Origin of the sequence: Microbacterium sp. SD291 (assembly GCF_017355365.1) — a bacterium.
Taxonomy (GTDB): domain Bacteria; phylum Actinomycetota; class Actinomycetes; order Actinomycetales; family Microbacteriaceae; genus Microbacterium.
This window is the reverse complement of sequence record NZ_JADIJR010000008.1, coordinates 92,907-117,811: the sequence shown is the minus strand read 5'-3', so window position 1 is coordinate 117,811 and position 24,905 is coordinate 92,907. Positions and strand designations below refer to the sequence as shown.

27 protein-coding genes and 1 tRNA gene are annotated in these 24,905 nt (G+C 70.9%); 16 read left to right on the top strand and 12 right to left on the bottom strand.

Annotated elements, in window-relative coordinates; translation table 11 throughout:
• Positions 1-51: 51 nt before the first annotated feature.
• From IPV10_RS06790 to IPV10_RS06760, 7 genes are read left to right on the top strand one after another with little or no spacing between them, the layout of a single operon-like run.
• Complete coding sequence (locus IPV10_RS06790) at positions 52-1,110, top strand: ABC transporter substrate-binding protein (RefSeq protein WP_307861078.1); 1,059 nt, start codon at positions 52-54, stop codon at positions 1,108-1,110.
• A complete protein-coding gene (locus IPV10_RS06785; RefSeq protein WP_207481849.1) occupies positions 1,110-1,949 on the top strand; it encodes an ABC transporter ATP-binding protein in 840 nt (279 codons plus the stop codon). The genes IPV10_RS06790 and IPV10_RS06785 overlap by 1 nt, the downstream gene beginning before the upstream one ends.
• Entirely contained in the window at positions 1,939-2,844 is a 906-nt protein-coding gene (locus IPV10_RS06780; RefSeq protein WP_207481847.1) for an ABC transporter permease, read from the top strand. Before IPV10_RS06785 ends, IPV10_RS06780 begins: the two co-directional genes overlap by 11 nt.
• A complete protein-coding gene (gene cobA, locus IPV10_RS06775; RefSeq protein WP_207481845.1) occupies positions 2,841-3,716 on the top strand; it encodes a uroporphyrinogen-III C-methyltransferase in 876 nt (291 codons plus the stop codon). The genes IPV10_RS06780 and cobA overlap by 4 nt, the downstream gene beginning before the upstream one ends.
• Positions 3,717-3,764: 48 nt before the next feature.
• Entirely contained in the window at positions 3,765-5,186 is a 1,422-nt protein-coding gene (locus IPV10_RS06770) for an FAD-dependent oxidoreductase (protein WP_207481843.1), read from the top strand.
• Entirely contained in the window at positions 5,183-5,512 is a 330-nt protein-coding gene (gene fdxA / locus IPV10_RS06765) for a ferredoxin (RefSeq protein ID WP_207481841.1), read from the top strand. The genes IPV10_RS06770 and fdxA overlap by 4 nt, the downstream gene beginning before the upstream one ends.
• A complete protein-coding gene (locus IPV10_RS06760; RefSeq protein WP_207481839.1) occupies positions 5,505-6,428 on the top strand; it encodes an NAD(P)/FAD-dependent oxidoreductase in 924 nt (307 codons plus the stop codon). Before fdxA ends, IPV10_RS06760 begins: the two co-directional genes overlap by 8 nt.
• Before the next feature lie 92 nt (positions 6,429-6,520).
• On the opposite strand, the gene IPV10_RS06755 is transcribed toward IPV10_RS06760, so the two are convergent.
• Positions 6,521-6,982 (bottom strand): DUF3817 domain-containing protein, encoded by a 462-nt coding sequence (locus tag IPV10_RS06755; RefSeq protein ID WP_207481837.1) that lies wholly within the window; start codon positions 6,980-6,982, stop codon positions 6,521-6,523.
• Positions 6,983-7,097: 115 nt separating this feature from the next.
• Between IPV10_RS06755 and IPV10_RS16955 the strand changes: the two genes are divergently transcribed.
• Both IPV10_RS16955 and IPV10_RS17300 read left to right on the top strand, forming a co-directional pair.
• The gene (locus tag IPV10_RS16955; protein WP_242684711.1) at positions 7,098-7,589 is read left to right on the top strand and encodes a hypothetical protein; all 492 of its coding nucleotides are present in this window, start codon (positions 7,098-7,100) and stop codon (positions 7,587-7,589) included.
• The gene (locus IPV10_RS17300; RefSeq protein ID WP_307861077.1) at positions 7,562-8,014 is read left to right on the top strand and encodes an AraC family transcriptional regulator; all 453 of its coding nucleotides are present in this window, start codon (positions 7,562-7,564) and stop codon (positions 8,012-8,014) included. Before IPV10_RS16955 ends, IPV10_RS17300 begins: the two co-directional genes overlap by 28 nt.
• A 163-nt stretch (positions 8,015-8,177) precedes the next feature.
• Here the strand turns inward: IPV10_RS17300 and IPV10_RS06745 are convergent, their stop codons facing one another.
• Positions 8,178-9,368 carry an MFS transporter gene (locus tag IPV10_RS06745; RefSeq protein WP_207481835.1) on the bottom strand — a complete coding sequence of 397 codons (1,191 nt, stop codon included), beginning with the start codon at positions 9,366-9,368 and terminating at the stop codon, positions 8,178-8,180.
• Between the two features lie 236 nt (positions 9,369-9,604).
• Between IPV10_RS06745 and IPV10_RS06740 the strand changes: the two genes are divergently transcribed.
• Positions 9,605-10,435, top strand: coding sequence for a serine protein kinase RIO (locus IPV10_RS06740; protein WP_207481833.1), 831 nt, complete (start codon positions 9,605-9,607; stop codon positions 10,433-10,435).
• A gap of 296 nt (positions 10,436-10,731) precedes the next feature.
• On the opposite strand, the gene speB is transcribed toward IPV10_RS06740, so the two are convergent.
• From speB to IPV10_RS06725, 3 genes are read right to left on the bottom strand one after another with little or no spacing between them, the layout of a single operon-like run.
• Complete coding sequence (speB, locus tag IPV10_RS06735) at positions 10,732-11,679, bottom strand: agmatinase (protein WP_207481831.1); 948 nt, start codon at positions 11,677-11,679, stop codon at positions 10,732-10,734.
• A gap of 25 nt (positions 11,680-11,704) precedes the next feature.
• Complete coding sequence (locus IPV10_RS06730) at positions 11,705-13,303, bottom strand: thiamine pyrophosphate-binding protein (protein WP_207481829.1); 1,599 nt, start codon at positions 13,301-13,303, stop codon at positions 11,705-11,707.
• Positions 13,304-13,310: 7 nt separating this feature from the next.
• On the bottom strand, positions 13,311-14,981 hold the full coding sequence (locus tag IPV10_RS06725) for an amidohydrolase (RefSeq protein ID WP_207481827.1): 1,671 nt from the start codon (positions 14,979-14,981) through the stop codon (positions 13,311-13,313).
• Between the two features lie 45 nt (positions 14,982-15,026).
• On the opposite strand from IPV10_RS06725, the gene IPV10_RS06720 reads away from it, so the two are divergent.
• Positions 15,027-15,293 (top strand): hypothetical protein, encoded by a 267-nt coding sequence (locus IPV10_RS06720; protein ID WP_242684710.1) that lies wholly within the window; start codon positions 15,027-15,029, stop codon positions 15,291-15,293.
• A gap of 4 nt (positions 15,294-15,297) precedes the next feature.
• Here the strand turns inward: IPV10_RS06720 and IPV10_RS06715 are convergent, their stop codons facing one another.
• Positions 15,298-15,873 (bottom strand): ATP-dependent endonuclease, encoded by a 576-nt coding sequence (locus IPV10_RS06715; protein WP_207481825.1) that lies wholly within the window; start codon positions 15,871-15,873, stop codon positions 15,298-15,300.
• An 82-nt stretch (positions 15,874-15,955) separates the two neighbouring features.
• Between IPV10_RS06715 and IPV10_RS06710 the strand changes: the two genes are divergently transcribed.
• Positions 15,956-17,356, top strand: coding sequence for an MFS transporter (locus tag IPV10_RS06710; RefSeq protein WP_242684709.1), 1,401 nt, complete (start codon positions 15,956-15,958; stop codon positions 17,354-17,356).
• A gap of 6 nt (positions 17,357-17,362) precedes the next feature.
• Here IPV10_RS06710 and IPV10_RS16945 read toward each other — a convergent pair whose 3' ends face one another.
• Positions 17,363-17,920, bottom strand: a complete 558-nt coding sequence (locus tag IPV10_RS16945; protein WP_307861076.1) for a MarR family winged helix-turn-helix transcriptional regulator — start codon at positions 17,918-17,920, stop codon at positions 17,363-17,365.
• Positions 17,921-18,025: 105 nt separating this feature from the next.
• Here IPV10_RS16945 and IPV10_RS06700 point away from each other — a divergent pair, with 105 nt between their 5' ends.
• Positions 18,026-18,763, top strand: a complete 738-nt coding sequence (locus IPV10_RS06700; protein ID WP_207481824.1) for a MarR family winged helix-turn-helix transcriptional regulator — start codon at positions 18,026-18,028, stop codon at positions 18,761-18,763.
• 64 nt (positions 18,764-18,827) lie between these two features.
• Here IPV10_RS06700 and IPV10_RS06695 read toward each other — a convergent pair whose 3' ends face one another.
• On the bottom strand, positions 18,828-19,598 hold the full coding sequence (locus IPV10_RS06695) for a hypothetical protein (RefSeq protein ID WP_207481822.1): 771 nt from the start codon (positions 19,596-19,598) through the stop codon (positions 18,828-18,830).
• Positions 19,576-20,181 (bottom strand): dCTP deaminase, encoded by a 606-nt coding sequence (dcd, locus tag IPV10_RS06690; RefSeq protein WP_207481820.1) that lies wholly within the window; start codon positions 20,179-20,181, stop codon positions 19,576-19,578. The genes IPV10_RS06695 and dcd overlap by 23 nt, the downstream gene beginning before the upstream one ends.
• A gap of 93 nt (positions 20,182-20,274) precedes the next feature.
• Here dcd and IPV10_RS06685 point away from each other — a divergent pair.
• Positions 20,275-20,348, top strand: a tRNA-Gly gene (locus IPV10_RS06685).
• Positions 20,349-20,557: 209 nt separating this feature from the next.
• Here IPV10_RS06685 and IPV10_RS06680 read toward each other — a convergent pair.
• The 3 genes from IPV10_RS06680 to IPV10_RS06670 form a co-directional block, all read right to left on the bottom strand.
• Entirely contained in the window at positions 20,558-21,202 is a 645-nt protein-coding gene (locus IPV10_RS06680) for an MIP/aquaporin family protein (protein ID WP_207481818.1), read from the bottom strand.
• Positions 21,203-21,376: 174 nt separating this feature from the next.
• Positions 21,377-22,393, bottom strand: coding sequence for a magnesium/cobalt transporter CorA (gene corA / locus IPV10_RS06675; RefSeq protein WP_207481816.1), 1,017 nt, complete (start codon positions 22,391-22,393; stop codon positions 21,377-21,379).
• A gap of 37 nt (positions 22,394-22,430) precedes the next feature.
• Positions 22,431-23,717, bottom strand: coding sequence for a serine hydrolase (locus IPV10_RS06670; protein ID WP_207481814.1), 1,287 nt, complete (start codon positions 23,715-23,717; stop codon positions 22,431-22,433).
• A gap of 104 nt (positions 23,718-23,821) precedes the next feature.
• On the opposite strand from IPV10_RS06670, the gene IPV10_RS06665 reads away from it, so the two are divergent.
• A complete protein-coding gene (locus tag IPV10_RS06665) occupies positions 23,822-24,169 on the top strand; it encodes a DUF2470 domain-containing protein (RefSeq protein WP_207481812.1) in 348 nt (115 codons plus the stop codon).
• Between the two features lie 32 nt (positions 24,170-24,201).
• On the top strand, positions 24,202-24,849 hold the full coding sequence (locus IPV10_RS06660) for a heme oxygenase (biliverdin-producing) (RefSeq protein ID WP_207481810.1): 648 nt from the start codon (positions 24,202-24,204) through the stop codon (positions 24,847-24,849).
• Positions 24,850-24,905: the final 56 nt, after the last annotated feature.

The window sequence follows — 24,905 nt, the reverse complement described above, 5'->3', positions numbered from 1 at the left end:
CCTGCTGAATCCCTGCCTGCAACACCCCTCAATCGCTAAGGAGGCGAAACCGTGAAGATCAACCGCAGCACCACTGCTCTCACAGCCCTGGGACTCGCCGCCATGATGCTCGCCGGCTGCACCTCCGCACCCGCGACGGGTGACTCCGAGAAGGTCACCGAGGTCCGCCTCGGCTACTTCGCGAACGTCACGCACGCGCCTGCTCTGGTCGGGCTCTCCGAGGGGCTGTTCCAGGATGCTCTGGGCGACGTCGACCTGAAGACCGAGGTCTTCAACGCGGGGCCCGCCGCGATCGAGGCGCTCTCCGCCGGCGCGATCGACGCGACCTACATCGGCCCGAACCCGTCGATCAACACCTTCATCCAGTCGGGCGGGGAGTCGGCGCACATCATCGCCGGCGCGACCTCCGGGGGTGCGGCGCTCGTCGTGCGCGACGGCATCGACAGCCCTGAGGACCTCGAGGGCGCGAACATCGCCACCCCGCAGCTGGGCAACACGCAGGACGTGGCGCTGCGCAGCTGGCTGGCGGACGAGGGCTTCGAGACGTCGACCTCGGGTGGTGGCGACGTCTCAGTCACCCCGACCGAGAACGCCCAGACGCTCACCCTGTTCCAGGACGGTCAGGTCGACGGCGCGTGGCTGCCGGAGCCCTGGGTCTCGCGTCTGGTCGTCGAGGCCGGCGCGCACGTGCTGGTCGACGAGAAGGACCTCTGGCCGGACGGGAACTTCCCGACCACGGTGCTGCTGGTGCGCGCCGAGTTCGCCGAAGCGCACCCCGACGTCGTCGAGGAACTCCTCGAGGGCCACATCGCCGCGGTGAGCTGGCTCGACGAGAACGCCGAGGAGGCTCCGGCCGTCATCAACGACGCGCTCGAGGAGGCGACCGGCAAGAAGCTCGCCGACGAGGTGCTCGCCCGGGCGCTGGAGAACGTGACGTTCACCGTCGACCCGCACGCCGAGGCGTTCGAGACGCTCGTCGCCGACGGCCTCGCGGCGGGCACGCAGAAGGACGGCTCGATCGACGGGCTCTTCGACCTGCGCGCGCTGAACGCACTGCTCGAGAAGGACGGCGCGGAGTCCGTCTCCGCCGCCGGCCTCGGGGAGGAATGATGACTGCGCCCGCGGGGAAGACGGTGAGTGCGGAGGTGCCGGTGACCAGGCTGACGCCGAGCTTCGACAGCGTCACGCCGGTCGCGGCTCCCGCCCCCGCCGTCGACCCCGCGGTGCGCATCTCGAACGTCACCAAGCGCTACGGATCGGGCCCTGTCGTCCTCGATGACATCTCGCTCGACATCGCCCCCGGCGAGTTCGTCTGCCTGCTCGGCGCCTCCGGCTGCGGCAAGTCGACACTGCTGAACCTCGTCGCGGGGCTCGAGCCCGTCACGGCGGGATCGATCGGCACCCCGGCAGGCGGAGCTGCGGTGATGTTCCAGGAGTCCGCGCTGATGCCGTGGCTCACCGCCCGCCACAACGTGGAGCTCGCGCTGCGCCTCCGCGGCGTCCCGCGGCGTGAGCGCCGCGAGGAGGCCGAGCGCCTGCTCGCGACCGTGAACCTGTCGGAGGCCGCCGACAAGCGCCCCCACGAGCTCTCCGGCGGCATGCGGCAGCGCGTCGCGCTCGCCCGCGCCCTCGCCCAGGACCGCTCGGTGCTGCTGATGGACGAGCCCTTCGCGGCGCTCGACGCGATCACCCGCGACCTCCTGCACGAGGAGCTGGAGCGGGTCTGGCGCGCCACCGGCCGGACGATCGTGTTCGTCACCCACAACGTCCGCGAGGCCGCTCGCCTCGGCCAGCGCGTCATCCTGCTCTCCAGCCGCCCCGGTCGCATCGCGGGCGAGTGGAAGGTCGCCTCGACCCACGGCCGGCGCATCGAGTCGCCCGAGGTCGCAGCCCTCGCCACCGAGATCACCGCCGAGCTCCGGAAGGAGATCCGCCGCAATGCCTCCTGAAGCAGCCACTGCGCCGTCCGCGAACGTCGAGAACGACGATCTGGCGACCCTCTCCGCGGGCCTCGACCGCCTGCAGTCCGACACCGAGCCGCCGAGGTCGCTCTGGCGCGAAGTGCTCGGCAAGACCCTGCCGCCGGTGGGGCTGCTGCTCGCCCTGCTCGGCGTGTGGCAGCTGTACATCGTCGTCGCGAACCCCCGCCCCGACAAGGCGCCGAGCCCTGCGGCGGTCGCCGGCGCGCTCGGCGACTCCTGGGAGTCCGGGCGCCTGCAGGAGGCGGTGACCACCAGCCTCGAGCGCGGTGTCATCGGCTTCCTGATCGCGATCCTCGTCGGCACCGCGCTCGGGATGCTGCTCGCCGAGTGGAAGCTGCTCCGTCGCGCCGCCGGCCCGCTGATCTCCGGCCTCACCGTGCTTCCCTCGGTGGCCTGGGTGCCCGCCGCGATCATCTGGTTCGGACTCAGCGATGCCACCGCATACTTCGTCATCCTGATGGGCGCCATCCCGTCCATCGTGAACGGACTCCTCTCCGGCATCGACCAGGTGCCGCCGCAGCTGCGCCGGGTCGGCATCGTGCTCGGCGCCAGCCGCTGGCAGCTCGCGACCTCGGTCACTCTTCCCGCGGCCCTCCCCGGCTACTTCGCCGGCCTCAAGCAGGGCTGGGCGTTCTCCTGGCGGTCGCTGATGGCGGCGGAGATCATCACCAGCGGCGGGACGATCGGCTTCGGCCTCGGCACGATGCTCAACCAGTCGCGCGAGCTCGCTGATCTCGCCGGCGTGCTCGCCACCATCCTGCTCATCCTCGCCATCGGCATCCTGATCGAACTGGCGCTGTTCGGCCCGATCGAGCGGCGGATGCTGCGCAACCGCGGCCTTCTCCTGGGAGGTTCGCGATGACCGGCCACGTCACCCTCGTCGGCGCCGGACCCGGCGACGCCGGGCTCCTCACGCTGCGCGGGCTCCGCGCCCTGCAGCAGGCCGACGTCATCGTCGCCGACCGCCTCGGCGCCCGCCAGGTGCTGCAGCAGCTCGCAGACGAGGGCGTGCGGCTCGACGCCGAGGTGATCGACGTCGGCAAGCTCCCCGGCCACCACCCCGTGACGCAGGACGGCATCAACGAGCTCCTCGTGCGGCTCGCCCGCGAAGGCAGGAACGTGGTCCGGCTCAAGGGCGGCGACCCGTTCGTGTTCGGCCGCGGCCGCGAGGAGCAGCTGTTCTGCGAGGCGGCCGGGGTCGGTGTCGACGTGGTCCCCGGTGTCACCAGCGCCGTCTCGGTGCCTGCGGTGGCCGGCATCCCGCTCACGCATCGCGGAGTCGCGGCATCCTTCAGCATCGTGAGCGCGCACGATCAGATCGAGCCAGGCGGCCCCCTGAGCCTGTCGAGAGGCGATCACACGGTCGTGCTGCTGATGGGCGTGAACACGCTCGGGCACTCGGCGCAGATCCTCGCCGCCGGTGCCCGTGGCGCCGACTGCCCCGTCGCGATCATCGAAGACGGCTTCGGCGAGCACCAGCGGGTCACGATCGGCACGCTCGGCACCATCGCGCACCTCGCCGCGAGCCGCCGGGTGCGCTCCCCCGCCGTGATCGTCATCGGCGACGTGGTCTCGCTGAGCCCGCACGCCCCGGCATCGGATGCCGCCGCCGCCCGGCCGACCTGGACAGACGCCCTCGTCGCCGGCCTCGCCGCCGACACCGGCCTCATGCAGGCCCTCGACGCACTCGACGGCGGAGGCCGTCACCGCCCCCATCTCGCCCTCTCCCTCTGAGCCCTCTCCCTCTGAGCCCTTCCTCCGAAGCACACCGAAAGCACTCCCATGTCTGCAACCCCTCTCGCCCTGCGCGTCGCGATCGTCGGCGCCGGACCCGCCGGCATCTACGCCGGGAACCTTCTCGCCAACGCCGTCAACGAGCGCGGCGGACGCCTCGAGATCGACCTGTTCGAGTCGCTCCCTGCGCCCTATGGACTGATCCGCTACGGCGTCGCCCCCGACCACCCCCGCATCAAGGGCATCGTGAACTCGCTGCACGAGATGCTCGACGCGTTCCCGGTGGTCGCCGAGGGCAAGTCCGAGGCGACCCGCCGCACGATCCGCTTCATCGGCAACGTCGAGGTCGGCCGCGACATCTCGCTCGAGGAGCTGCGCGAGCGCTACCACGCGGTGATCCTCGCCACCGGGGCGATCCGCGATGCGGCCCTCGACATCCCCGGCGTCGAGCTGCCCGGCTCCTACGGCGCCGCCGACTTCGTGGCCTGGTTCGACGGCCACCCCGACGTGGCGCGCACCTGGCCCCTCGAGGCCTCCTCGGTCGCCGTGATCGGCAACGGCAACGTCGCCCTCGACGTCGCCCGCGTGCTCGCCAAGCACGCCGTGGACCTGCGGTCCACCGAGGTCCCCGACAATGTGCTCGCCGGCTTCGAGGCATCCGCCGTCACCGACGTGCACGTCTTCGGGCGCCGCGGCCCCGCAGACATCAAGTTCACCCCGATCGAGCTCCGCGAGCTCGGCGAGCTGAACGACGTCGACATCGTGCTGCACGATGAGGACTTCGACGGTGTCGACCCGGCATCCGCCACCAACAATCAGCTCAAGGTGATGCTGCGGACGCTGAACAGCTGGCGCGACCGTCCCGTGGGCGAGGCATCCCGCCGCCTGCACCTGCACTTCTGGCACGCTCCCGTCGAGATCACAGGCGACGGTGTCGTCGAGAGCATCCGCTTCGAGAGGACCCGCGCGGATGCCGAGGGCGCCCTGGTGCGCACCGGCGAGTTCCGCGACTACGACGTGCAGGCGGTGTACCGCGCCGTCGGCTACTACGGCACCAGGGTGGTGGACGCGCCGTTCGACGAGGCGCGCGGCGTCGTCCCGAACGCCGGCGGCCGTGTCGACGACGAGCCGGGCCTCTACGCCACCGGCTGGATCAAGCGCGGTCCCGTCGGCCTGATCGGCCACACCAAATCCGACGCCCTCGAGACCATCACCCATCTGGTGGCGGATGCCGAGGCTGGCCTGCTCACCGCGCCCTTCGACAAGCTCAGGGACCCAGGCAGGGACGACGACGTGCTGGACGTGCTCGACGCGAGCGGCACGGAGTACACGACGTGGGACGGCTGGCTCGCCCTCGACGCCCACGAGCGCCACCTCGGCGAGACGCACCAGCATGCGCGCGAGCGCGTGAAGGTCGTCCCCCGCGAGGAGCAGGTCGCGGTCTCGCGTGATGGGGCCCTCGTCCCGTGACCTACGTCATCGCGCTCCCGTGCGTCGATGTGAAGGATCGTGCCTGCATCGACGAGTGCCCCGTCGACTGCATCTACGAGGGCGAGCGCTCGCTGTACATCCACCCCGACGAGTGCGTGGACTGCGGTGCCTGCGAGCCCGTGTGCCCGGTCGAGGCGATCTACTACGAGGACGACCTCCCCGAGGAGTGGCAGGACTACTACAAGGCGAACGTCGAGTTCTTCGACGAGATCGGCTCGCCCGGCGGCGCCGCCAAGGTCGGCGTCTACACCTTCGACCACCCCGTGATCGCCGCTCTCCCGCCGCAGGAGGGCGAGCATGACTGACGATCACGATGTGCTCATCATCGGCGGAGGGCCCGCAGGACTCTCCGCAGCGCTGAACCTCGGCCGGTCGCTGGTGCGCGTGCTGGTCGTCGACGCCGATCGTCCGCGCAACGCCGCGACGCTGAACTCGCACGGCTTCCTCACGCGCGACGGCGTGCCGCCGCATGAGCTTCGCAAGCTGGCCCGCGCGGAGCTCGCCGCGTACCCGAACGTCGAGATCCGCTCGCGGGTGCGGGTCGGCTCGCTCAGCCGGACGGATGCCGGGTTCACCGCCGGCATCGGACGACGCGAGCCCACCGAGACGGTGTCTGCGCGATCGGTGCTGCTGGCCACCGGGCTCCGCGAGACCCTCCCCGAGGTGCCGAACCTCCGCGGCTTCTACGGCATGAGCCTGTTCAGCTGCGCGGCCTGCGACGCCTGGGAGCTGCGCGGCCGTCGGATGGCACTGATCGGCGAATCAGGCGACCTCGCCGATCGCGCACGCCTGATCGCCCGCTGGACCGAGAGCCTCACCGTCTTCACGAACGGCGCCGACGTCGTCACGATGGCGGAGGAGGCGGAGCTCGCCGCCTCAGGTGTCGCCGTGCTGCGGCATCCGATCGCCGAGCTCGTGGGCGAACGCGGCCGGCTCGAGGCGATCCGCCTCACCGACGGCACCTCCGTCACCGTGGAGGGCGGTTTCGTGCGGCCCGAGTGGGAGACCGACCTGTCGTTCCTCGACGGCTTCGCACCAGCCGTCGACGGCCACGGGCACCTCGTCACCGACCGCTCGGGGCGCACCGGCATCCCCGGTCTGTATGCGGCGGGCGATGCCGCCGCCCCGGGCCCGCAGCAGCTGATCGTGGCCGCGGGCGCCGGTGCCAGGGTCGCCGCCGTGATCGTGCACGACACGATCGGCGTCGCGACCGCGCACTGACGGCATCCCGCCGGCCCGCGAGACTTCAGAAATGTCCCGTTTTCGGGCCGGAACGATGACATTCGTGAAGTTTCGCGGGCTGCGCGAGGCGGTCACTTGCCTCCGGGCGGTCCGACCAGCAGCAGGATGACGTAGAGCGCGACCACCGCGACGGCGATCAGCGCGCCGAGCACCCACGGCCGGCGGAGGAACCAGCGCATCAGCCGGTCGTACCAGCGGCGATCGCGGGGGTCGTCGGTCTCGCTGAGGCGCCAGTCGCCGGTCAGCCGGCCAGTGCGGTGCAGCCAGATCTCCATCGGGATGGTCGCGTAGGGCACCACCGCGCTGGCGACCGCGAGCACCGCGACGCCCGCGTGCCAGCGGTTGTTCAGCGCGACGAGGATCGCGGTCGCGCCGTAGGCGAGGAACACGAATCCGTGGATGCCTCCGCCGATCGTCACCACGATCCCCGGCGCACCCGCCGCGCGGGCGATGAGGGCGGAGATCAGGATCGTCCAGGTGATGGCCTCGGCGATCGCGAGGACGCGGTACAGGCGGGAGGGCTCGGTGAACACAGTGCTCCTATGGCTCGGGTGCTTCCCACGTTAGGCGAGCATCCGATGAGCGGTATCCATCGAAGGGTTGAGCCGAGGGAGGAATACCCGGCGCCCGCCGGACGTTGCCGAAGGCATGGTGACAGTCGACCCCGCAGCACTCTCGCAGCTGCTCGGCGCGGTCGATCTGCGGGTGGGCATCGCGCGAAGGGTCCGGCTCGAGACCGGCACGCTGCTGCCGCTCGCGCCCGGTTCGGCGACACTCGTCTACCTCGCCGCGGGCAGCGTGCGCGGGCATCCGCCTCTGAACACCGGATGCCGGCTCGACGTCGACCGCGCCTCGCACGTCGTGGCCGTCGACCTCGAGGGCTCGCCCGAGACGCTGAGCGCGGGAGACGCCTTCCTCAGCCTCGGCCGCAAGCCGATCGCGCTCGACGCGACGGCCGATTCGGAACTCGTCGTGGTCGAGCTGGAGCTCTCCGACACGGCCTCAACGCTGTCCGCCGTGCTGCCCGATCTCGTCACGGTCACCGGGTTCGACGCTCTCGAGCCCGCCGCCGCCGCGCTCGCGAGGAACATGGGTCCGGCCGTGGAGACCGCGTGCCCGTCACGGCAGGCGACTCCGTGATCTGCCGGATGATGGCGACCACGGTGCTGCTCTCCGTGATCAGGGCGTGGGCCGAGAACGGCTGCGCGCCCGAGGGCTGGCCGTCGGTCGCGAAAGACCCGTTCCTCGACCGCGTGGTCGCGGCCATCCACACCGAGCCCGGCCGCGAGTGGACCGTCGAGCGCCTCGCCGGCGTCGGCGCGATGTCGCGTTCCGCCTTCGCCGAGCGCTTCCGCACCGCCCTCGGCCGCTCCCCCGCCGACTACGTCACCGAGGTGCGCATCGACGCCGCGAAGCGGATGCTCGAGTCGGGACGCTCCGTCGCAGAGACGTCCCGCGAACTGGGCTACGCCTCCGACGAGGGCTTCAGCCGCGCCTTCCGCCGCCGCACCGGCATGACGCCGAGCGCCTGGCGGGCGGCGCAGCGGGTGCCCGTACCGGCGTAGCCCGCGGTTGCGCGCCCGCCGCCCGCGCCCCGCGCCCGCAGTCTGCCGCAGAAAACAGAGACCACCTGCTCGCCACCCGGCGTGTCCTCCCTCGACACGCCGCACCGACGCCACTCCGTCTCCGTTTTCGACGCGTGGGTGACGCGAGCCACGCCCCGGCCCCTCAGCCACGGACCCGGTTCGACGCCCCGAACAGCACCGCGCCGAGCAGCAGCGAGACCATGCCGACGACGTAGACCAGCTCGACGCTGAGCGTGTCGACGAGGAGCCCCCCGACACCGGCGGCGATCGTGATCGCACCCTGGAACCCGACCACGACGAGGCTGCCGCCGGCCTCGAGACGGTCCGGCATCCGGTGCCCCACCCAGGTGTTCACGACGATCAGCCAGGACGAGAAGAAGAAGCCCCAGACGAGCACGACCACCGCGACGCCGGCAACGGTGCCCGAGAGCAGGATCATCGACAGCACGGATGCCGCGATCACCACGGGCGCGAAGACGGCGAAGAACACGAAGGTCCGGTCGATGACGAGCCCGATCGCGATGTTGCCGGCGAGCCCGCCGAGTCCGAACAGGGCGAGCAGCACGACGATGGTCGAAGCGTCGACCTCGGGGATCCGCTCCAGTGCAAGGCGCACGTACGTGTAGGCCAGGAAGTGCCCGAGCACCACGAGGACGTGTCCGATCATGCCCAGCCCGATGCCGGGGCGGCGGACCGTGTCGACCAGCAGGCGGATGCTCGACACCTGCCCCGCCGGCACCGACGGGAGGGCGAACCGGAGGGCGACGGCGAGGACCACCATCAGCACGCCGGCGATCGTGAACACCGTCCGCCAGTTGACGAACTCGGCGAGCATGACGCCGAGCGGCACACCCGCGACGGTGGCGAGCGAGACGCCGGCGGAGGTGAACATCACGCCGCGCCCCAGCCGCTCGGGACCGGCGAGCGAGGATGCGACGGTGATCGACATCGACCAGAACGCGCTGATCGCGGCACCCAGCAGGAATCGCGCGATCAGCACGATCAGCAGGTTCGGCGCGATCGCCACGACGAGGTTCGATAAGGCTGCGGCGAGCGCCATCCACACCAGCAGCGACCGGCGATCGAGGCGCGGGAACATCAGTCCGATGGTGGGGGCGACCACGAGCCCGACCAGCGCCGTCACGGTGACGGTCTGCCCCGCCTGCCCCGGTGTCACGCCGAGGCCGTCGGCCATCTCGGTGAGCACGCCGTTCGGGAGGAACTCGGCAGTGACCAGCAGGAACCCCATCATCATCAGCACGATCAGCCCGCCGTAGCGCATGCGCTCGACAGGCGTGATCGCTGCAGTGGGGATGGGGGCGGTGATCGTCATGGTTCCACACTGGCAGGCGCCGGAGGTCGCAACCCGACGTGCCGTCCACGGCATCCGACCGATCGTCCGGCTCTGGACACGGCCCGCACCACGCCCTATGCTCGACGACGCACCGGGACGAGCCCGGAAGGCCGAAGCGAGAGGAGCCGAAGACATGACCACCGTCTTTGTCGCGCCCCTCGCCGACATCCTTCCCTGAGGCCACCGCCTGTGGCCTCCGACTCCGGAGCCACATCGTGTCTGATCCTTTCGCGTCGTTCGACGCATCCTCCCTCTCCTTCGCCGACGTCGAGCCCGGAGAGGGCCAGCGCTGGACCACCTGGCCGGCGACCATTCCCACCCAGCGCGGACCCCAGCCCTGGCCGGCGTGGGTCGTCACGGATGCCGGCGCGCTCGACACCGAGCTCGGCATCCTGAAGACCGGCAAGGAGGCCGACGTGTTCCTGCTGGAGCGCGCCGTGCCCGGCGACGCCGCGCAGCGCACCCTGCTCGCCGCGAAGCGGTACCGCGGCAGCGACCACAGCAGCTTCCACCGTTCGTCCGTGTACACCGAGGGGCGAAACACGCGCAACACGCGCGATGCCCGTGCCCTCGCGAAGAAGTCCGGGCACGGGCGGGCGGTCGCGGCCGTCGCCTGGTCCCTCGCCGAGTTCGAGGCGCTGTGCCGGATGCAGGAGCTGGGCGCTCCGGTGCCGTACCCCGTGCAGGTGAACGGCACCGAGCTGCTGATGGAGTTCATCGGCGACGAGTCGGGCATCGCCGCGCCGCGGCTCGCGCAGGTGCGCGACGACCTCGCGGAGCACTACGCCCAGGTCGTCGACATCATGCGGATCTTCGCCGCCGCGGGCTTCGCACACGGCGACCTCTCGGCCTACAACCTGCTCGTGCACGAGGGCCGGGTGCGCGTGATCGACCTGCCGCAGATCGTGGACATCATCGCGAACCCCCAGGGGCTCGACCTGCTGCACCGCGACTGCGTCAACATCTGCGACTGGTTCACGCGCCGCCGCGTGGCGTGCGACGCCGAGGATCTGTTCGCCGAGCTCCTCGCGGCGTCGTTCGCGTGACGACGCCGAGTCGACGTGCGCCGAGTCCGGATCTCCGGGTTTCCGGGTCTCCGCGTCTTCGGGTGCAGTTCGTGCCGCCCGATCGCCTATGCCCGATACTCCGGGTGCAGTTGGAGCCGCCGGATCGCGTCGCGCGCGGCACGAACTGCGCCCGGAACGGAGAGCGGATGCGCGCGGCACGAACTGCGCCCGGAACGGAGAGCGGATGCCGGTGACGGCACGAACTGCGCCCGGAACGGAGAGCGGATGCCGCCGGCAAGAACCGCGAGCTGCTCCTGCGGCGGGCTGCCGCGCGCCTACCGCGCGGCCTGCGCGGCCAGCAGCGTGACGAGCTCGTACACGACGTGGCTCGCGGCGATGCCGGTCATCTGCGCGTGGTCGTACGCCGGGGAGACCTCGACCACGTCGGCGCCGACGATGTTGCGCCCGGAGAGCGCACGCAGGATGCGCAGCAGCTCGCGGCTGGTGAGCCCGCCGGCCTCTGGCGTGCCGGTGCCGGGGGCGTGCGCGGGGTCGAGCACGTCGATGTCGATCGACACGTACAGCGGCTTGTCGCCGACGCGCTGCAGGATCCGCTCGATGCCGGCCACGACGCCGTGCTCCTCGATGAACTCGCTCGACACGATCGAGAAGCCGAGCCGCTCGTCGTCGACCAGGTCCTGCTTCGAGTAGAGCGGGCCGCGGGTGCCGACGTGGCAGCTCGCGGTGAGGTCGATCAGCCCCTCCTCGCTCGCCCGGCGGAACGGGGTGCCGTGCGTGATCGGAGCGCCGAAGTAGGTGTCCCAGGTGTCGAGGTGGGCGTCGAAGTGCAGCACCGCGACCGGGCCGTGCTTCGCTGCGACCGCGCGCAGCAGCGGCAGCGCGACGGTGTGGTCGCCGCCGATCGTGACGATCTGCTGCACCTGCTCGCCCAGTGCCTTGGCCGCGCGCTCGACCTCGTCGACGGCCGCGGTGATGTCGAACGGGTTCACCGGGATGTCGCCGGCATCCACGACCTGCGCGATCGCGAACGGCGACACGTCCTGCGCGGGGTTGTACGGCCGCAGCAGGCGCGAGGACTCGCGCACGTGCGACGGGCCGAACCGGGTGCCGGGGCGGTAGCTGACCCCGGAGTCGAAGGGGATGCCGACGACCGCGATGTCGGCGCGCGGCACGTCCTCGATGCGGGGAAGGCGCGCGAAGGTCGCGATGCCCGAATACCGCGGGTTCACGGAGGCGTCGATGGGGCCGACGTTCTCGGTCATGGTGGGTCCTGTCTGTGAAGCGGGATCAGAGAGAGTTCTGCGGGATGTGCACGAGCTGCACGCCGCCGGCGGCGATCGCGGAGCGGATGCTGGACGCGACCTCTTCACGACGTTCCACACGACGCCCGGTGGCGCCGAAGGCCGCGGCGAGCGCGGCCCAGTCGGGCTGCACGAGGTCGACGCCGATCGGCACCATCCCCCGGTCGACCTCGTTCTGGCGGATCTCGGCGTAGCCGCCGTTGTCGACGCACACGATCGTGACGTCGAGGCGCTGCTCGACCGCGGTCATGATCTCGTTGACGCAGAACATCAGCGCGCCGTCGCCGATCACGGTGAGGACGGGCCGCTCGGTCTGGGCCACGCGGGCGCCGATCGCGGCCGGAAGGCCGTATCCGAGGGTCGCGTACGTGGGCGTGTAGAGCAGCGAGTGCGGGCGCTCGTTCCGCAGCACGCTGCCGAGCGCCATGTACACGACCTGGGAGGAGTCACCCGCGACGATCACCCCGTCGGGCAGCCCTTCGGCGATGAGCTCGGCAAGCGCGACGGTATCGGGGGCGGTCCCTCGCATCTCAACGTCGATCGCGGCACGGGCAGCCTCGAGATCCGAAGCACGCCCGGAGTCCGGCACCGCCTCGAGCACCGCGGCCACGACCGCCGACGCGTCGCCCATGATTCTCACCTTCGCGGCGAGGTTCTTGTCGAGCTGGGCCGGCGAGATGTCGACGCGGATCACGGCGCCCTGCGCCTTGAGCCGGGGCGCCCACAGCTCGGCCTCGCCGAGCTTGGAGCCGACCACGAGCAGCACGTCGGCCTGCTCCGCCACCGCGCGGGCGGCGGCGAGCCGCAGGTTCGAGCCGAGGGCGAGCGGATGCCGTTCGTCGACGGTGCCCTTGCCGTTCAGCGTGGTGAGCACGGGGGCGCCGAGCCGCTCGGCGAGCGCGGTGAGCGCGTCACCGGCGCGAGTGGCCCCGCCGCCCGCGACGATGACGGGGTTCTGCGCACCGGACAGCAGCCGCGCGGCCTCGGCGATCGCGGCGACGTCGCCCGTCGCGCGCGGCGGCACCGGGCGGGCGCGGCGCGCCTCGGCGGAAACATCCGCCGGCGCCTCCAGCACGTCGAGCGGGATCTCGATGTGCACGGGCCGGGGGCGGCCGGTGCGGAACAGCGCGAACGCGTCGTGCACGGCATCCACCGCCTCGGCCGCACTGCTGACGCGCCGCGACCATTCGGCGATCGCGCCGACCATGGCGGTGGCGTCCTTCGTCTCGTGCAGGGTGCCGACGTCGGCGAACTCCGCTCCGAGCGGCACTCCGGGAGACAGCACGAGCAGCGGGCGCGACTCGCAGAACGCGGTGCCGATCGCGCTCATCGCGTTCTGCAGGCCCGGCCCGGAGGTCGTGATGACGACACCGGGGAGTCCGGTCTGCTGCGCCCAGCCGTCGGCGCCGTAGCCGGAGCCCTGCTCGTGGCGGTTCGTCACCGCCCGGATGCCGAGGTCGGCGAGCGGCCGGTACAGCTCGAGGTTGTGGGTGCCGGGGATGCCGAACACGGCGGTGACGCCATAGGCGCGGATCGTCTCGAGCACCGCGCGTCCGGCGGTGTCGGCGTACATGTCGTCGCTCATCACATCCTCATTCCACCCGGTGACGGCGTTCGCCGTCGACCCAGGTCTCGCGCACCGTGATCGCCGAGATGTCCTCGGCGGGCACTCCGAGCGGGTCATCGGAGAGCACCGCGAAGTCGGCGTACTTTCCGACCTCGAGCGAACCCAGGTCGTCTTCGCGGCCGATCGAGATGGCACCCTCGATCGTGTGGGCACGGAGCGCCGCGAGCGCGGTGATCCGCAGGTCGTCCGGACCCAGCTTGTGGCCTCGGCGGGTGACTCGGGTGACCGCGGTCTGGATCGCCTCGAGCGGGATGGGCTCGGCGACCGGGGCGTCGGAGGAGATCGTGTACCCCACACCGGCGCGCTCGAACTCGCCGAGCGGGTTGAATCGCTCCCCCGGCGTGCCGATGGCCTCCTCGACGCCCTCGCCCCAGTTGAAGTAGTGCTGCGTCTGGTTCACCGGGCGGATGCCGGAGGCCGCCATCCGCTCGATCTGCTCGGGCGTCGGCAGGCCGCAGTGCTCGATGCGGTGCCGCGCGTCGGCATCCGGCCGCTCGGCGAGCGCCGCCTCGATCGCCGAGACGACCATCTCGATCGCGGTGGGCGACTGCGCGTGCGTCGCGGTCTGCAGCCCCGCGACGTGCGCCTTGCGGATCAGCCCGGCGTACTCGGCGGGGTCGTGGTACAACTGGCCGGTGCGGCACGGGTCGCCGACGTAGCCGTCCGGGAAGTACGCGGTCCAGCCGCCGAGCGTGCCGTCGGCGTAGAACTTGATGCCCGCGAAGCTCAGGTGCGCGTTGCCGAACTGGCCGACGAGCCCCATCTCGAGCGCCTCCTCGAGCAGGTGCGAGAGCAGGTACATCGAGACCCGCAGCTCGAGGCGTCCGGCCTCGGCGAGCCGCAGGTACATGTCGAACTCGCGGCGCGTGACCTGCGCGTCGCCGATCGAGGTGACCCCGCCGGCGAGGAAGCGCCGGGTCGCGGCATCCAGCTGGCGCAGGTGCTCCTCGGGCTCGTCGGCGAGGTGGAAGTTCGGGCCGTGGTGCCCGATCTTCACGCCGTGCACGCCGGTGAGGATGTTGCACGCGGCATCCGACAGCTCGCCGGTCAGCTCGCCGTCCGCGTCGCGGAAGAACTCCCCGCCGTCGGGGTTCGGGGTGTCACGGTCGACGCCGCCTGTCTCGAGCGTGTGCGAGTTCACGACGCCGCCGTGGCCGGAGGCGTTCATCAGGTAGACCTCGCGGTCGGTCGCGACCTCGTCGAGCTCGAACCGGGTGGGGTGCCGCTTCTCGGCCAGGTTGCGCTGCTCGTAGCCGTAGCCGCGCACCGGGCGTCCAGCAGGAAGAGAAGCCGCCGCCTCACGGAGCAGCGCGACGATCTCCGGGATGCTGCGGGCCTTCTCCGGTCCGCAGTCGACCCAGCTCATCATCTGCCCGTACATGAGCGGATGCGCGTGCGCGTCCACGAACCCGGGGACGATCACGGCGTCGCCGAGGTCGACTCGCTCGACTGCGAGGCCCACCCCCGACGCTGCGTCCTCGCAGGAGGCGAGGTCGCCGATCGCGAGGATCCGGCCGCGGTCGATCAGCATCGCCGTCGCCGTCGTGGCACCGGCATCCGCCGTGTGGATGCCGCGGGCCGTGACGATCCGGGGTGCGGTCTGGGCGGAGGTGTCGAAGGGGGTGAGCTTTCTCATGCGGTCGGGTTCGCAGTCGTGTCGGTGCGGGCGTTGAAGGATGCCGTGACCGGCGCCTCGTCGGAGTGCTGCGGCGCGAGCCTCGTCGCGGACCTCAGGGCAGGGCGGGGCGTCGACTTCGCCGCGCGGGCGCTCGGACGCTTCGACGTGATCGCGACGCTCGTCGAGCCGTCGGCCGGGGCGCTGTACGCGAGCCTGGAGCGGCTGCGCGCTCTCCCCGGCGTCACCCGCATCGAGGCCTGGCTGCACCTCGCCGTGCTGAAGGAGGATTACGCCCGGACGCTCCGCGACCCGCACGTGTTCAGCGCGTAGCCCTTCACACGCGGCTCAGCGCCGCGTCCAGCAGCGCCATCAGCGGCCGCGGCATCCGCTCGACCGGGAGGGCGTCGATCACATCGGCGGCGAATCGGGCCTTGCGGCCGGCGGTCGTCCCCGCGAAGCGATGCAGCTGCGCGTGGATCGTCCAGGCGCGCTGCGCCGGCTGCGCCTGGAACACCCGGAAGCGCGTGAGCTCGCCGCGCGCTGCGATCGTCTCCACCACCAGGTCGGGCCCTGCGGCCGCGATCACCTCGTCCTCCAGGTCTCGCTCGCAGCCGAAGAAGCCGACGTCGCTCGGCGCGGCGAGGGACCCGGTGAGCATTCCGACATCGATCAGCACCTGGGCGACGTAGCGCCCCTCGGCTGTGTCGTACAGGCCGAGCACGCGCGGCGGCACGGCGGCGGCACGGAGCTCGGTGAGGCGCCGGCGCAGATTCGTGATGCCGTTCAGGTCCTCGAGGAGCAGCGCGCCGAGCTCCACGTCGCGGCGGCGCGCCACGGCCTCGAAGGCGAGGCGATCGCTCGCGCCCTCGAACAGCACCACCGCACCCGTCGTGGCATCCGCCCTCGGCATGCGTCGACCCTACTCGCCCGATCGACGACCCTCGGCGGCGCGCCGTCACCGGCCGTTCACCGCACCCCGCCAGACTGCGTTCATGAGTGAAGACGCGATGGTCCCGAAGCCGCAGGCTCCGGCCCGACCCGGGACGGTCGGCGTGATCGGCCTGGAGCTGCGCGGCGAGACGCCGGCGCCGAAGAAGCAGGTGTACTCGTGGGCGCTGTGGGACTGGGCGACCCAGCCGTTCAACACCGTGATCCTCACGTTCATCTTCACCGCGCTGTACCTGGTGAGCGATTCCTTCCTGCCGCCCGAGCTCGCGGCGCTCGACCATGAGAGCAAGGCCTACGAGGCCGCCGAGGCGGGGCTCGCCTCAGGGCTCGGGCTCGGCTCCACGATCGCGGCGTTCGCGATCCTGCTGCTCGCGCCGGTGCTCGGCCAGCGGGCGGATGCTGCGGGGAGGCAGAAGCTGTGGCTCGGCATCGGCACCGGCGCGCTCATCGTCTGCATGTTCGGCCTGTGGTTCGTCGAGCCGGTGCCCAGCCTGTTCTGGCTCGGGGTCGCGCTGATCTCGGCCGGCTCGGTGTTCGGCGAGATCGCCGCCGTGAACTCGAACGCCATGCTGATCGGCATCGCGAACCCGAAGACCGTCGGGCGCATCTCGGGGCTCGGCTGGGGCTTCGGCTATCTCGGCGGCATCGTCGCCCTCACGATCGTCGTGGTCCTCGACACCTTCGACTGGTTCGGCATGTCGACGGACAACGGCCTGCCGTTCCGGCTCATCGCCGTGGGCTGCGCGGTGTGGGCGATTGTGTTCAGCATCCCGATCTTCCTGAACGTGCCGGAGCCGTCGCTGGGCAGGCCGGAGCGCAAGGTGGGGTTCTTCGCCTCGTACCGGCTGCTGGTGCAGGACGTGATCGGGCTGTACCGCACCCCCGAGACCCGCCAGACGTTCTGGTTCCTGCTCGCGAGCGCGGTGTTCCGCGACGGGCTCAGCGGCGTCTTCGCGTTCGGCGCCGTGATCGCGGCGAGCGTCTTCGGCTTCGAGTTCCAGCAGCTCGTGATCTTCGGCATCGCTGCGAACCTGATCGCCGGCGTCTCGACCATCATCGCCGGGCGCTTCGACGACCGGTTCGGCCCGAAGCGCATCATCCTGATCTCGCTCGGCGCGATGATCATCGCGGGCCTGGCGGTGTTCTTCCTCGCTGACGGCGGCACGATGGTGTTCTGGATCGGCGGGCTCATCCTCTGCGCGTTCGTGGGCCCCGCCCAGGCGGCATCCCGCTCCTTCCTCGCGAGGGTGACGCCCGCAGGCCGCGAGGGCGAGATCTTCGGCCTGTACGCGACGACCGGCCGCGCCGCGAGCTGGATGGCGTCTGGAGCGTGGACGATCCTGATCGCCCTGACCGCGCAGACCGCGTTCGGCATCCTGGGCATCGTGATCGTGCTGATCGCCGGGTTCCTGCTGCTGCTGCCCGTGAAGACGCAGGCGTCCTGACCGGGCTCAGGCGTCCCAGTTGTCGGCGAGCTTCGTGAGCAGCCGGGAGAGCTCGGCCTGCTCCTCGTCGGTGAACGCGGCGAGCGCGCGGCCGAGCGTCTCGCGCCGCTCGCCGCGCATGCCTCGGGCGAGCTTTCGCCCCTCATCCGTGAGCGCGATGCGGGTGCGCCGCGCGTCGTCGGGGTCGGCCTCGCGCCGGACCAGGCCGCGCTCGACCCCCTGCTGCACGAGGCGTGACGCCCGCGGCTGATCGACGCCGATCGCGGCACCGAGGTCGCTCACGCTGAGCGGAGCGGATGCCGCGGCGAGCGCCTCGAGCATGCGCATTCGGGCCGGTCCGCCGAAGCGTCCTGAGGGGTCGCCCATCCACGGCGGCATGCCGGGGTGCCCCGGCCTGCCGGGGTGGCCACCATGCGCCGCGTGCTCGAAGGGATCCGAGTGCGGGCCGCCGTGCCAGCCGTGCGGGCCTCCATGCCCGCGCCCGCGTTCGCCGGGTCGCCGGCCGCGGAGCCTGGACAGGGCCCGGGCGATGGCCTCGGCTGGGTCGTTCTCTGCGGCGCTCACGATTCGATTTTACATGCGACTTGACATGTATCTGAACTACATGTCACACTACATGTACATGCAATGTGACAAGCACATGCACACTGACATACAAGGACTTCACTCATGAACAGCAATGACACGCAGAACACCTCCCGCCCCTCCCGCCCCTTCGGCTACTGGCTGAAGGCCGTCGACCGCCTGATGGCGGCCGAGTTCGCCACCGCCTTCGAGAACGAGGGCGCGAGCCGCCGCGACTGGCGGCTGCTCAACATCGTCGACGGCACGGTTCCGGCCAGGCGGCCGCTCCACCCGCGCAAGCTCGAGGGGCTCATCGCCCGCGGCTGGGTCGCACGGGATGGCGACGGCTGGACGCTCACCGACGAGGGACGCGCCGCAAAGGACCGCCTCGGCGCGATCGTCTCCGGCATCCGCGCGAAGGTCACGGACGCCGTGCCGGCAGAGGACCTCGCCACGACGATCGCCTCGCTCGAGCAGATCGCCAGGGCGTTCGGCTGGGACGAGGAGACGCCGCTCCCCCGCGGACGCGGACGTCGCCACGGCTTCGGTCGCGGTTTCGGCCGCGGCGTCCTCGGCCACGGCTTCGGCCGTCGCCCCGGGCACCACGGCCACCCGTTCGGGCGCGGCTTCGGTCCCGGCTTCGCTCACGGCGAGGACCACGGATTCGGACCGGATGCCGATCACGGCTGCGAGCACGGGCACGGGCGCCGCTTCGGCCACGGGTTCGCGTCGGAGTCCGGCCACGGCCACCGCGCGCGCCAGGGCCACCAGGGCCACCACGGCCACCAGCACGCATACGAGCGCGGGTTCGACGCGGGCTACTCCCGCGGCCGCGACGCCTGACCACCCACGGTCGTTGAGCGAGCGTCTCGCGTCGCTCGCTCAACGACCGGGTGGAGGAACTGCCTCAGAAGGGCAGCGCGAGATAGAACTGCTGCACCGCGTCGTCGTCAGGGCCCTGCACTCGCATGACCCACGGCTGCGCGTCGTCACTCAAGACCGTCCAGATCACGGTTCGCGACGAGTCGCCGTCGAAGGTGCTCTGGCTGCCGCTGCCGTTCTCGTACACGGCGCCCGAGCCGGAGGGCTCCCCGGTGTCCGACGACAGCTGCTCATACGCCTCCTGCGCCGCCGCGTCGCCGGAGAACCTCCAGACGGTGAACTCGAGCAGGCCGGCATCCGCCTCGTAGACCGCAGCGACCACCGCGTCGGCCGGAAGCGTCGCGACCTCGACGTCGGACCATTCCTGCGTCAGCTGCCAGGCCGAGCCGCCGTCGGCGCCGATCACACTCGTGCCGACGCGGGCCGCGATGTCGGCGCAGAACTCGCTGCACACACCCGTGGCGAGCGGCGCCTCCCCCGCGGCATCCGGGTTCTCCTGCTCCGGCGTCGTGACCGTGGCGTCCGTCTGCTCCGGCCGCGGCTCGTCGCCGAAGGTCGGCAGCGTGAACGACGTGTTCCCGGCCAGGTACACCAGCACCGCGATCGCCGCCCCGAGCAGGAGCAGCAGGAACGCGAAGATCATTCCGGTGAGGACGCCGTATCCGCCGGATGACGGCGCTTCGGGATCCGCAGCGGTCGGCGCCTCGGCGTCCGCCGGCCATTCCTGAGGCGGGACCGCGCTCTCGTCTGCCGCAGCGCCGCCGTCCGTCACGTCAGCCGCCGACTGCACCGACATCGGTCACGCCGACGTCGGTGCGGTGGAAGTTCTGGAAGGAGCGGGATGCCGTCGGCCCCCGCTGACCCTGATACCTGTTGCCGTAGGGGCCGGAGCCGTACGGGTTCTCGGCAGGCGACGTCAGGCGGAAGAAGCAGAGCTGGCCGATCTTCATGCCGGGCCACAGCTTGATCGGCAGCGTCGCCACGTTCGCGAGCTCGAGGGTGACGTGTCCGGTGAACCCGGGGTCGATGAAGCCCGCGGTCGAGTGCGTGATGAGGCCGAGGCGGCCGAGCGACGACTTGCCCTCGAGGCGCGCGGCGACGTCGTCGGGCAGCGTGACCTGCTCGAACGTGGCGCCGAGCGCGAACTCGCCGGGGTGCAGGATGAACGGCTCTTCCGGGTCGACCTCGATCAGTCGGGTGAGTTCCGGCTGATCCTCCGAGGGATCGATGAACGGGTACTTGTGGTTGTCGAACAGGCGGAAGTAGCGGTCCAGGCGCACGTCGATGCTCGACGGCTGGATCATCCCCGCCTCGTGGGGCGACAGGCCGATGCGGCCGGATGCGAGTTCTGCCCTGATGTCGCGATCGCTGAGAAGCACGGGTTCAGCCTACTGGTGGCGCGACGCGGCGCTTTGGCCATCAACGCGACGGAAGGTAGGCTTGCGGCATCCGCTCTCCAGGGATGCGGGTACGGGGCTGTAGTTCAATGGCAGAACTTCTGCTTCCCAAGCAGATAGCGCGGGTTCGATTCCCGTCAGCCCCTCCACTTCATCGCCGCGCTCAGCCGGGCGGGGCCCGGTCGACCGGGCCCCGCCCGGCGGTGTGCGGCTCCAGGTCGGTGGTCCCGGACATCGGCGCCCCAGCGGTCGTTGACGATGCCGTCGGGCACGGCCTCGCGGGCCCTTCCGCCGCCCCGAACAGCAGAACGCCGCGCTCTCTTGCGAGGACGCGGCGTTCAGATGGTGCGAGGAGCGGTCAGGCGCCGATCTTCTTGGCGTCGTCCGTGTTGAGCACGCGGAACAGCAGCGCGGCGATCACAGCGCCGACCACGGGGGCTGCGATGTAGAGCCACAGCGAGCTCCACGCGAAGTACCCGCCGACCGAGAGCCCCAGGGCCACGGCGGGGTTGAAGCCGCCACCCGAGATCGAGCCGACGGTCGCAGCGCCGACGAAGACGGTGGCGCCGATCGCGAGCCCGTAGAACGAGTTGCCGTCGGTGTCCTTCGAGGTCGCGGTGTTGAGCACGACCCACACGAGGATGAGCGTGAACAGCGCCTCCACGAGGAACGCCGGTCCGACCTCGATGACCATGGCCTTCTCACCGGCCGGCCACACGGTGAGGCTCGCGAGCGCGGCCAGCGCACCGCCGACGAGCTGCGCGACGATGTAGGCGATCAGGTCGATGACGCTGAGCCCGCCGCGCAGGAACACGCCGACCGACACGGCCGGGTTGAGGTGCGCTCCGGAGATGTGGCCGGTCGAGTACACCAGGACCGCGAGGGCGAAGCCGATCGCGAGCGGAGTCAGCGGGTTGCCGCTGTTCACCGCCGCGATGATGCTGAGGACGAAGAGGAAGGTGGCGACCGCCTCGGCGACCGCCTTGCGTGCTGTGCCGTTCATGAGAGTGCTCTTTTCTTGTGAGTTTACGAAGCGGCCACCCCGTCCGCCCGCGCACCCCGGCCGACGCACCCGCCATTGCGAGCATGAGGATATCTGCTCCGCACACGACGGCGAGGATGCCGCGCGGTGATTCTGTGAGAACGCTGAGTGCCCGCTATGGGTGCGCTGAGGCGGCTACAGCCAGCCCTTGCGCTTGAACACCCAGTACAGCCCGGCGCCCATCGCGGCCATCAGCGCGACCGCCATCGGATAGCCGAACCACCAGTGCAGCTCGGGCATGTGATCGAAGTTCATCCCGTAGACGGTGCCGACGAGGGTCGGCGCGAACAGGATCGCGGCCCAGCCGGAGATCTTCTTGACCTCGTCGTTCTGGCGGATGCTGAGCTCCGTCATCCGCCGCATCTCCTCGTTCTGCTTGCGCGCGACGATCGTCGACTCGACGGTCAGCGCGTTGTCGAGGACGGTGCGGAACGTGGTGGCGCGATCGGTCACGCGCAGCGTGTGGTCGAGCACGTCGCGCAGGTATCGCTGCAGCTCCTCGTCGACCTGATACTTCTCCGAACCGCGCAGCAGGCCCTCCAGCATCCCGGAGAGCGGCTGCGTCGCCCGCTGGAAGTCGATCACCTCTCGCCCCAGCTCGTAGATGCGCTGCGTGGCGTCGACCTCGTCTTCGAACAGCTGGCTCTCGATCTCGTCGATGTCGTTCTCGAGCCCTGCCAGCACCGGGGTGTACTTGTCGACGACCTCATCGAGGATGGCGTACAGCACCGCCTCGGGGCCGCGCCGCAGCAGCTCGGGGTCGTCCTCCAGCCGGCGGCGCACCCGAGCGAGATCAGGGGACTCGGCATGCCGGATGGTCACCACGAAATCGGGCCCGACCACGACGTGCACCTCGCCGAACTCGACCTCCTCGACGTCGTCGAGATAGCGAGCAGGGCGCAGCACCATGAACAGGACGTCGCCGTAGCGCTCGAGCTTGGCGCGCTGGTGCCCCGAGAGCGCATCCTCGACGACCAGCTGGTGGATGCCGAACTCGTCGGCGACCTCGCGGACCTCCTGCTCGCTCGGCCGGTACAGGCCGATCCAGCTCATGCCACCGCGCTCGCGCATGCACTCGAACGTCTCGGTGAGACTCTCCGGATTGGCGGTGCGGATGCCGTTCACGTAGATCGCGTTGTCGATGATCGCCATCATCGGCCCCTTTCCGGGTTCCGCATCACCGGTGGGATCAGCCCTCGGGCGGCGCGACGCAGATGATCGCCGCGTCCGTGATCGCCTGGTGGTACTGCTCGGCGCTGAACGGCAGACCGAACTCGGGTGCGGTCTGCCCCGCGGCCGCCGGCGCCTTCGACGCGAGCGCCGCGAGCTCCCACGCGAGCGACTGGACGATGGCCGAGCCCTTCGTCGAGTCGTTCAGCACGACGGCGACCGTGAAGCCCGTCGCCGGGTCGGAGTAGGCGGCCGTCGCATAGCCGGGAGTCCAGCCGTGCTGTCCGATCAGGGAGCCGGCGAGGTACGCCCCGCCGGTCGCCTGGAACCAGGACGGTGCGTCCGCATATGCGGGAAGGGGGGCCGCGAACCGGCCGGGGTCGTCCTTGGTCCGCAGTGCCTGCTTCGCCTCGGCCTGCGCGTAGCGGCCGAGGTCCTCGATGGTCGAGACGGCACCCGAGTCGGTGAAGCCGGTGCTCGAGGAGAGCTTCGTGATGTCGACGGGAGCCGTGCAGTCGTAGCCGCCCTCGACGGCGTTGAGGTAGTGCCCCTGCATCACGGCATCCTCCGCCGGCTCGGCCGCTGCCGGTCGCGGCAGCGACGTGCCCTCGAGGCCGAGCGGTGTGGCGACGTACTCGTCGATCAGCTCGGAGGCGGTCTTGCCGGTCGCGCGCTCCAGCGCGAGGCCGAGCAGGAGGTAGCCGGCATCCGCGTCCCGGAAGGTCGTGTGCGCGGCGACCCGTGAACGACCGAGGCCGTAGGCCGCGAGCTCGAGCGGCGACCACTCGCGCTCGGGGGTCTTCAGCCACGCCGACACCACCGATGGTTCGGACGAACCCACCCCGCTGGTGCCGTTGCAGAGGTCGAGGAGGGTGATGTCCTTCATGTCGGCCACGCCGGAGACGTACTCCGGAACGGCGGCGTCGAGCTCCACCACGCCCTCGTCGGCGAGCCCGTAGAGCACGTCGCAGGTCATCAGCCGCGTCACATCGGCGATCCGGAACGACATGTCGGTGCTCATCTCGGCACCGGCTCCCGGATCCTGCGTGCCGATCCCCGTCACCCAGCTGCCGCTCCAGGGCACCCAGACGCCGACGATCGCGCCGGTCGCACCGGATGCGGTCAGCGCATTGGCGACGGCATCCTGCAGCGCCGTGACGGTCTCACCGGGGAGGTCGCCGTCGACCTGCGCCGGAGGCGTGTAGCTGAGGGAGTCCGGCTCTGCCGTGCACCCGGTGAGCAGGAGTCCGAGCGCGGCGACGCCGGCCGCTGCGGCGCGGAATGCGCGCGACGAGAGAAGCTGCATGATGGGACCCCCGGAAGATGTGTCTCCCGAGTCTAGAACGCGGATGCTGAAAGCACGCATCGCGCCGGTGCCCGGCATCCGCGCACCTCCGTATGGTGGTGGACATGCCCCACACCTTCGATGCCGATGTCGTCGCCGCCGTCCTGCGGCACATGAACGGCGATCACGCCGACGACAACCTGCTCATCGCCCGCGCATTCGCCGAGCCCGATGCCGAGGGAGATGCCGAGGGAGATGTCGAGGGCGGCGGCGATGGGATCTCGGATGCCGTGATGACCGGCTTCGACGGCGACGGCGGCGTGTGGCGGATCACCCGGGGCGGCACGGCATCCGACCTGTTCGTCCCCTGGCCCGGCGGCCCGATCTCGGACCGGCCGTCCGTGCGCCACGAGGTCGTCGCGATCCACGACCTCGCCTGCGCCCGGCTCGGCGTGGAGCCCCGCCCGCACTAGACCGGTACTTAGGCAACCCTTACACTGAGGGCATGACCGAGATCCTCTCCTTCTCCGCGGCTCTGCGCGAGCGCTCCTCCGGGTCGCACTCCCGCAGCGAGCACGCCGGCTTCATGTCCGACCTTCTCGGCGGCGGCGGCTCGAGGAACGATTACATCTCGCTCGTCGCGCAGCACTACTTCATCTACGAGGCGCTCGAGAGCGCCGGCGAGCGGATGCGGAACGATCCGGTGGCCTCGGTCTTCCTGAGCGACAAGCCCACCCGGCTCCCCGCACTCGAAGCCGATCTCGAGTTCCTGCTCGGCGGCGACTGGCGCGAGCGGATCGCACCGCTGCCGACCACTCAGCGATACGTCGACCGGATCCGGCAGGTCGGCTCGACCTGGGCCGGCGGCTTCGTCGCCCACCACTACACCCGCTACCTCGGCGACCTCTCCGGCGGCATCTTCATCGGCCGCATCATGGCGCGCCGCTTCGGCTTCGAGACGAACGGCATCGGCTTCTACCTGTTCGACGACATCGCCGACCCTGCCGCGTTCAAGGACGTGTACCGCGAGCAGCTCGACGCCGCCCCGTGGGATGACGCGGAGCGCGAGCGCGTGATCGACGAGGTCCTGCACGCCTACCGCTTCAACACCGAGCTCTTCGAGGACCTCGACAGGGCGCGCGCCGTCGCCTGACCCTCGGCTCGCGAGACTTCACAAATGTCTCGAAATCGGGCCGCAAACATGACATT

Excerpts from the sequence above, each read along its gene's own strand:
- IPV10_RS06785 (WP_207481849.1), top strand. The coding sequence starts at position 1,110 with ATGACTGCGCCCGCGGGGAAGACGGTGAGTGCGGAGGTGCCGGTGACC.
- IPV10_RS06770 (WP_207481843.1), top strand. The coding sequence starts at position 3,765 with ATGTCTGCAACCCCTCTCGCCCTGCGCGTCGCGATCGTCGGCGCCGGA.
- IPV10_RS16955 (WP_242684711.1), top strand. The coding sequence starts at position 7,098 with ATGGTGACAGTCGACCCCGCAGCACTCTCGCAGCTGCTCGGCGCGGTC.
- IPV10_RS06680 (WP_207481818.1), bottom strand. The coding sequence starts at position 21,202 with ATGAACGGCACAGCACGCAAGGCGGTCGCCGAGGCGGTCGCCACCTTC.
- IPV10_RS06695 (WP_207481822.1), bottom strand. The coding sequence starts at position 19,598 with ATGTCGGTGCAGTCGGCGGCTGACGTGACGGACGGCGGCGCTGCGGCA.
- IPV10_RS06700 (WP_207481824.1), top strand. The coding sequence starts at position 18,026 with ATGAACAGCAATGACACGCAGAACACCTCCCGCCCCTCCCGCCCCTTC.
- IPV10_RS06710 (WP_242684709.1), top strand. The coding sequence starts at position 15,956 with ATGAGTGAAGACGCGATGGTCCCGAAGCCGCAGGCTCCGGCCCGACCC.
- IPV10_RS06780 (WP_207481847.1), top strand. The coding sequence starts at position 1,939 with ATGCCTCCTGAAGCAGCCACTGCGCCGTCCGCGAACGTCGAGAACGAC.
- IPV10_RS06660 (WP_207481810.1), top strand. The coding sequence starts at position 24,202 with ATGACCGAGATCCTCTCCTTCTCCGCGGCTCTGCGCGAGCGCTCCTCC.
- cobA (WP_207481845.1), top strand. The coding sequence starts at position 2,841 with ATGACCGGCCACGTCACCCTCGTCGGCGCCGGACCCGGCGACGCCGGG.
- IPV10_RS06725 (WP_207481827.1), bottom strand. The coding sequence starts at position 14,981 with ATGAGAAAGCTCACCCCCTTCGACACCTCCGCCCAGACCGCACCCCGG.
- IPV10_RS06730 (WP_207481829.1), bottom strand. The coding sequence starts at position 13,303 with ATGAGCGACGACATGTACGCCGACACCGCCGGACGCGCGGTGCTCGAG.
- IPV10_RS06760 (WP_207481839.1), top strand. The coding sequence starts at position 5,505 with ATGACTGACGATCACGATGTGCTCATCATCGGCGGAGGGCCCGCAGGA.
- IPV10_RS06670 (WP_207481814.1), bottom strand. The coding sequence starts at position 23,717 with ATGCAGCTTCTCTCGTCGCGCGCATTCCGCGCCGCAGCGGCCGGCGTC.
- corA (WP_207481816.1), bottom strand. The coding sequence starts at position 22,393 with ATGGCGATCATCGACAACGCGATCTACGTGAACGGCATCCGCACCGCC.
- IPV10_RS06715 (WP_207481825.1), bottom strand. The coding sequence starts at position 15,873 with ATGCCGAGGGCGGATGCCACGACGGGTGCGGTGGTGCTGTTCGAGGGC.
- speB (WP_207481831.1), bottom strand. The coding sequence starts at position 11,679 with ATGACCGAGAACGTCGGCCCCATCGACGCCTCCGTGAACCCGCGGTAT.
- IPV10_RS06745 (WP_207481835.1), bottom strand. The coding sequence starts at position 9,368 with ATGACGATCACCGCCCCCATCCCCACTGCAGCGATCACGCCTGTCGAG.
- IPV10_RS06665 (WP_207481812.1), top strand. The coding sequence starts at position 23,822 with ATGCCCCACACCTTCGATGCCGATGTCGTCGCCGCCGTCCTGCGGCAC.